Origin of the sequence: Sphingomonas sp. CCH5-D11, from assembly GCF_001557395.1 — a bacterium.
Classification (GTDB): domain Bacteria; phylum Pseudomonadota; class Alphaproteobacteria; order Sphingomonadales; family Sphingomonadaceae; genus Sphingomonas.
Genome location: NZ_LSKH01000185.1, coordinates 1 through 5,644 on the forward strand (window position 1 = coordinate 1; position 5,644 = coordinate 5,644).

Here is a 5,644-nt window from a genome sequence, read left to right on the forward strand (position 1 = left end):
GTCGCCGGCCGGGTGGGGGGCTGCCGAGGGGGGCGGCAGCCCGATCGCTCGCGAGCGGGCAAGGCGGCGGCGGCGACGTGGCGTCGACGTGGCGCGTCCGGGAGAGCCGGCGCGGCTGGCGGGCATGGAGGGAGCGGGGCGCAAATGGATAATGGCCGCAAGGGCAGCATCGACCGCACGGGGGTGAACTAAAGTACGGCCATGCTCTCCTCGCCCGTTCCACCGCCAGCGCCGCCCTCCGTTCCGCCTGCCGTTTCGGCGCGCCACGCGCTGTTCGATGCAGATCCCGAGCAGCTGATCGCCATTGGCCGGCTGCTGATCGCGACCTGCGCACTCACCGCCATCTATGTCGATCCGACCCAGCCGCTGAACCTCGCCGGCATCGCCTATTGGCTGCTCGCCGCCTATCTCGCTTTGTCGATCGCGCTGCTGCTGGTGCCGCTGAAGATCCGCGCACGGCACCTGTGGCAGGTGCTGAGCACCGCGTGCGACATCGCCACGGTCGGCATCCTGGTGCACATCACCGGCGAACTGGAAAGCCCGTTCTTCATCAGCTTCACCTTTCTGCTCGTCTCCGCGGCGATCCGCTGGAGCTGGACGGGGACGCTGGCGGTGGCGGCGGTGCTTCAGCTCATCCTGATCGTGGTCGCCGCCAGCGACCTGACCGACGGCGAATCCGAGCTGAACATCATGATCATGCGCTCCGCCTTCTGCTGGGCGAGCGTGCTGTTGCTCGGCTATTTCGCCAATTACCGCAGCCGCAGCGCCACCCGGCTGCGTGAACTGGCTGCCTGGCCGCACGATATCGTGCCCGAACAGGACCGGCCCTGGCTCACCTCCTCGCTCGCCCATGCCAATCGCGTGCTGGAATCGGGCGCGATCATCGTGATCTGGCGCGATCTGGATCAGGACGCGCATTGCGCCGCCATCTGGGACGGCGCGCAATATCACTTCGTCCCCGTCTTCGCGGACGGCCGGATCATCACCGGCCTTTCCCGCCAGCGCCCGGTGCATGAGCTGGGCGCGGCCGAGCGCGCGGCGCTGCACGCGGGGCTGTCGCGCGTGGCGGGGCCGATCGCGGAAGCATGGCGGGCGGTGTTTGTGTCGCGCTTCGACACCATCCGCTTCACCGGCGCGGTGCTGGTCGCCAATCCGCATTCGCGCGAAACGGACATGAGCCTGCTGATGCGGATCGTCGCTTCGCGCATCGCCATGGAGCTGGAGCAATATGCGCTGGTGCAGGAATTCGCCTCCGCCGCGTCGCTGCGCGAACGGGTGCGGCTGGCGCGCGACCTGCACGATAGCGTGCTGCAGGATCTGACGGCGGCGGTGATCCAGCTCGATGCCGCCACGCGCGACGGGGCGGCGGATCTCGGCGTGCTGGCCCGGCTGCGCAACCAGCTTCAGGCGATCCAGGCGCGCATCCGCCGGCTGGTCAGCGACAATCGCGAACGATCGACCCGGCGGCAGTTGCTCGCCGACCAGTTGCAGATGTTCGTGGCGCCGTTGGGCGAACAATGGGGGTGCGATGTGACGCTTCGGGTGGAGCCGCCGACGCTGGTGGTGGATGAAACGATTGCCGCGGAAATGTGCCTCGCCTTGTCGGAGGCGACCGCCAATGCCGCGCGGCACGGCGGGGCGCGGCATGTGGCGGTATTGTTCGAACGCGAGCGGGAGGGGCTGGTTGTCAGCATCGCCGATGACGGGTCGGGCGGCGGCACCGGCCCCGTGCCCTATCCCGCCTCGATCGGCCGGCGGGTGGAGGAACTGGGCGGATCGCTGGCGGTGGCGCGGCGCGGCACCGGCCTTGCGCTCACCATCACCCTGCCGCTGGTGAGGCTCGCGGCATGATCCGGGTGATGCTGTGCGACGATCACCCGCTGCTGCTGCGCGGGCTCGCCGATCTGATCCAGGCCGAACCGGGGATGGAGCTGGTCGGCTGCGCCAAGGACGGGGCGGAGGCGCTGGGCATGATCGCCGCCTGCCGGCCCGACGTGGCGGTGCTCGATCTGGCGCTGCCCACGCTGTCGGGGCTGGAGGTGCTGCAACGGGTGAACCGGGAGCAATGGCCGGTGCGCATCGTCCTGCTCACCGCGCAGATCAGCGATCTTCAGGTGGTTCAGGCGCTGTCCGCCAGCGTGGCCGGCATCGTGCTGAAGGAAGCCGCGCCGCAAACGCTGACCCAGGTGCTCCAGCAGGTGGCGGGCGGCGCGCGCTGGCTGCCGACGGAGGTGGTGCAGCCGGCGATCGCCCGCGCCTCCGCCTATCGCGAGGCGCCCGATCCGATCGCCGAGCTGACCCCGCGCGAGCGTGAGATCACGCAGCTCATCACCGACGGGCGCACCAATCGCGAAATCGCCACCGCGCTGAACATCGGCGAGGGGACGGTGAAGACCCACCTCAACCGCATCTACTCGAAGCTGTATGTGAACAATCGCACGGCGGTGGCGATCATGTTCGCGCGGGAGAACAGGCGCGAGAGCCGCGGCTGACGCGCGCGATCAGCGCAGCGCCGCGCGTGCCCGCTGCGTCAGCGCGCGCACCTCGGCGAACAGCGCCGCGTCGCGCGTCTTGAAGTTGAAGCAGGTCTTGCCCTGCCGCCGCTTGGCCAGCGCGTCCGACAGGCCATCGGCGAGCGCCGGATCGTCGTACAGCGGGATCAGGTGATAGGCGACGTAGCTCTTCTTGATCGTCACCGTGCCGAACCATTGCGGCTGCCCGCTCTTCGGGTCGGCCGTGTCGCGATGCACCACCAGATCGCCCGGCGCGTCGCGCACGATGACCAGGCCGGCGGCGGCATCCAGCATGATCGCGCGCAGCTCCTGATGCACGGCATCGAACTCGGTCATCATCGTCTCGCACTGCCTCACATATTGTTCGCCGCTTCTATATTCCGTTTCTGCGCAATTGTGCGGCCACCCCGCCAAGTTGGGGACATGTCGTATCGCCCCCGCGTCATCTTGGGTACAAGTCCTTTGCCGCATGGAGGCAGGGTAACTACTTGATGGCTATGCGTTCGCACTGCGAACACACGGGGTTAGCCCGATACGGGTACTTACTTATACTCCACTCATTTGATTGAAGAATCGCACCGAATCGAACATAATCTCCGCTCATCGGGGGATGGGAGTGCGGCGATGAGCCTGATGTTTCGGAACCTGCCCAAATCGGATCGCTGGCGCGAGCTTGAGCAGGAAGCGCGCGGCGCCACCACGCTGATGGAGGCGATGCGCCTGCTGGAGGAAGCGGACCGGCTGCGCCGCCGCGACGAAGCCAGCGCCTGCTGGACCACGCCGCTGCTGCGCAACTGACGGCAGCGGCACCACCGGCAACACGGCCGGCGGGGCGTCACGGCCCGGCCGGCACCGGCGCGGGCGCGTCGCCGAACAGCGGCAGCGCAGGCGCTTCCTCCGGCGCGGGCACGTCGAAATTGGATACGGTCACGCCGACCAGCCGGATGCCCGCCTCGGGCGGGTAGATGGAGCGGACGAGATCGAGGCTCGCCTGCCGCAACAGCGCCTGATCCGCCACCGCACCCGCGTGGCTGCGGCTGCGGGTGATCTGGCGGAAGTCCTGGAACTTGATCTTGACCGTCACGGTGCGGCCGAATGCCTGCGCCTTTTCGCACCATTCCCACACATCGTCCGCCATGCGCAGCACGCCGGCCTCGATCTCCGCCGGTTCGGTCAGGTCGCGGTTGAAGGTCGTCTCGGAGCCGGAGGATTTGCGCACGCGGTGCGGGTTCACCGGGCGATGATCCTCGCCGCGCGCGATGGCGTGATACCAGCCCGCCGAACTGCCGAAATGCTGCTCCAGGAACGCCAGCGACTTGGCGCGCAGATCGCCGCCGCTCTCGATCCCCAGCCGCTTCATCTTGGCCGCCGTCACCGGGCCGACGCCGTGGAAGCGCGACACGGGCAGCGTTTCCACCCAGGCCGCGCCCATGTCCGGCGTCACGGCGAACTGGCCATTGGGCTTGCGATGGTCGGACGCGAGCTTTGCCAGGAACTTGTTGTAGGACACGCCGGCGGAGGCGGTGAGGCCGGTTTCCTCCAGGATGCGCGCGCGGATCGCCTTGGCCGTCGCCCAGGCGGTGGGCAGGCCGGCGCGGTTCGCCGTCACGTCCAGATAGGCCTCGTCCAGCGACAGCGGCTGGATGAGGTCGGTATAATCGGCGAAGATGGCGTGGATCTGGCGCGATACCGCCTTGTACACCTCGAAGCGCGGGCGCACGAAGATGAGGTCGGGGCAGCGGCGCAGCGCGGTGACGGAGGGGAGGGCGGATCGCACCCCGAAGGCGCGCGCCTCATAGCTGGCGGCCGCCACCACGCCGCGCGCATTGGGGGAGCCCACCGCCACCGGCCGCCCGCGCAGGTCGGGATTGTCGCGCTGCTCCACCGACGCGAAAAAGGCGTCCATGTCGACATGGATGATCTTGCGAATCGATCCATCTTCCATGCCGGCGCTGTAGCAGCATGAGAACAATATGGGAACGGCGGATCGCCCCGCGGAGCTGCCATCCTGACGCCGTTCTGACGCGCCATCTTGACGCATTGTCGCAGCATTCGAACGTCATGTGATGGAACGAGCGTCGCGGTGCCGCGCTGTGTCACTGGCGGGCCGCGTCATGGGCGGGTCAGCCCCGCAAGGCGCGCCGCCGCAGTAAAGCTCCGGGCCAAGCGACCCGGCGAGATGGAGTATTCATGGCCGACAAGACAGCGATCCTCTACCGAATGGTCCTGCCGGATCACACCTGCCCCTTTGGCGTGCGGGCCAAGCAGATGCTGGAAGCCGCCGGCTATGACGTGGACGATCGGGTGCTTTCCACGCGCGAGGAGGTGGACGCGTTCAAGGCCGAACATGGCGTGCCGACCACGCCGCAGGTGTTCATCGGTGGCGAGCGGATCGGCGGCAGCGACGATCTGGAACGGTATCTTTCGGCATGAGCGCGGCCGTCACCTCGCCGCGCCAGGGCTTCTCGCGCCCCGCCGCCGCCGCGATCGTTGCCGGCGTGCTGGGCGCCAGCGCGCTGGTCGGCCGCCGCAACGCGCCCGATGCGAAGCACCCGCGCACCCGCGCCTGGTACAAGCGGCTCGACAAGCCCGGCTATACCCCGCCCGATGCCGCATTCGGCGCGGTGTGGCCGGCGCTGGAAAGCGGGCTCGCGGTGGGCGGCTATCGCCTGCTGCGCCAGCCGGCCGGCGCCGGGCGCAATTTGGCGCTTGGCCTGTGGCTGCTCAACACGGGCATGATCGGCGGCTGGACCGAATTGTTCTTCCGCAAGCGACAGCTTGGCGCCGGCGCGGTGGCATCGGGCGCGATGGTGGCGAGCGGCGCGGGCTATGTCGCCTCCGCCGCGCGGGCCGATCGCCCGGCCGCGCTGCTCGGCGTGCCCTTCGTCGCCTGGGTGGGCTTCGCCACCGTGCTCGCCGAACAGGTGTGGCAGCGCAACAGCGCCCGCCAGCGCCAGGACGCCGACCCCACCCAATCCGCCGGCGCCTGACCAGCGCGTGGATGCCGGGCCCCTCCCGGCATCCACGCCTCCGCCAGCCGAACCGATCACGCGGGCGAAGCCCCGAACCCTACCGCAAGGCCGGGGTCACGATCGGAAGGGTGAAGGGCGCGTCACCTGCCTCTAGCAAGC

Annotated in this window: 8 protein-coding genes; 6 read left to right on the forward strand and 2 right to left on the reverse strand. The window is 69.0% G+C overall.

Annotated features, from left to right (window positions below):
* The 3 genes from AX702_RS22890 to AX702_RS11395 form a co-directional block, all read left to right on the forward strand.
* Nucleotides 1-187 (forward strand): hypothetical protein (locus AX702_RS22890; RefSeq protein ID WP_231731830.1); only part of this gene is annotated, 187 nt, incomplete at its 5' end.
* 14 nt (nt 188-201) lie between these two features.
* Nucleotides 202-1,851 (forward strand): sensor histidine kinase, encoded by a 1,650-nt coding sequence (locus AX702_RS11390; RefSeq protein WP_066779612.1) that lies wholly within the window; start codon nt 202-204, stop codon nt 1,849-1,851.
* The gene (locus tag AX702_RS11395) at nt 1,848-2,492 is read left to right on the forward strand and encodes a response regulator (RefSeq protein WP_066779615.1); all 645 of its coding nucleotides are present in this window, start codon (nt 1,848-1,850) and stop codon (nt 2,490-2,492) included. Before AX702_RS11390 ends, AX702_RS11395 begins: the two co-directional genes overlap by 4 nt.
* Nucleotides 2,493-2,501: 9 nt before the next feature.
* Here AX702_RS11395 and AX702_RS11400 read toward each other — a convergent pair whose 3' ends face one another.
* Entirely contained in the window at nt 2,502-2,849 is a 348-nt protein-coding gene (locus AX702_RS11400; RefSeq protein ID WP_156455452.1) for a hypothetical protein, read from the reverse strand.
* 288 nt (nt 2,850-3,137) lie between these two features.
* Here AX702_RS11400 and AX702_RS22065 point away from each other — a divergent pair, with 288 nt between their 5' ends.
* Entirely contained in the window at nt 3,138-3,311 is a 174-nt protein-coding gene (locus tag AX702_RS22065; protein ID WP_156455453.1) for a hypothetical protein, read from the forward strand.
* 37 nt (nt 3,312-3,348) lie between these two features.
* Here AX702_RS22065 and dinB read toward each other — a convergent pair whose 3' ends face one another.
* Nucleotides 3,349-4,458, reverse strand: coding sequence for a DNA polymerase IV (dinB, locus tag AX702_RS11405; RefSeq protein ID WP_066779626.1), 1,110 nt, complete (start codon nt 4,456-4,458; stop codon nt 3,349-3,351).
* A gap of 245 nt (nt 4,459-4,703) precedes the next feature.
* On the opposite strand from dinB, the gene AX702_RS11410 reads away from it, so the two are divergent.
* Together AX702_RS11410 and AX702_RS11415 are read left to right on the forward strand one after the other, a co-directional pair.
* Complete coding sequence (locus AX702_RS11410) at nt 4,704-4,946, forward strand: glutaredoxin domain-containing protein (RefSeq protein WP_066779628.1); 243 nt, start codon at nt 4,704-4,706, stop codon at nt 4,944-4,946.
* Nucleotides 4,943-5,503: a TspO/MBR family protein gene (locus AX702_RS11415; RefSeq protein WP_066779630.1), complete on the forward strand. Its 561-nt coding sequence runs from the start codon at nt 4,943-4,945 to the stop codon at nt 5,501-5,503. The genes AX702_RS11410 and AX702_RS11415 overlap by 4 nt, the downstream gene beginning before the upstream one ends.
* The last annotated feature ends 141 nt before the right edge of the window (nt 5,504-5,644 follow it).

Coding starts and splice junctions, on each gene's coding strand:
- AX702_RS11390 (WP_066779612.1), top strand. CDS start 202: ATGCTCTCCTCGCCCGTTCCACCGCCAGCGCCGCCCTCCGTTCCGCCT.
- AX702_RS11395 (WP_066779615.1), top strand. CDS start 1,848: ATGATCCGGGTGATGCTGTGCGACGATCACCCGCTGCTGCTGCGCGGG.
- AX702_RS11400 (WP_156455452.1), bottom strand. CDS start 2,849: ATGACCGAGTTCGATGCCGTGCATCAGGAGCTGCGCGCGATCATGCTG.
- AX702_RS22065 (WP_156455453.1), top strand. CDS start 3,138: ATGAGCCTGATGTTTCGGAACCTGCCCAAATCGGATCGCTGGCGCGAG.
- dinB (WP_066779626.1), bottom strand. CDS start 4,458: ATGGAAGATGGATCGATTCGCAAGATCATCCATGTCGACATGGACGCC.
- AX702_RS11410 (WP_066779628.1), top strand. CDS start 4,704: ATGGCCGACAAGACAGCGATCCTCTACCGAATGGTCCTGCCGGATCAC.
- AX702_RS11415 (WP_066779630.1), top strand. CDS start 4,943: ATGAGCGCGGCCGTCACCTCGCCGCGCCAGGGCTTCTCGCGCCCCGCC.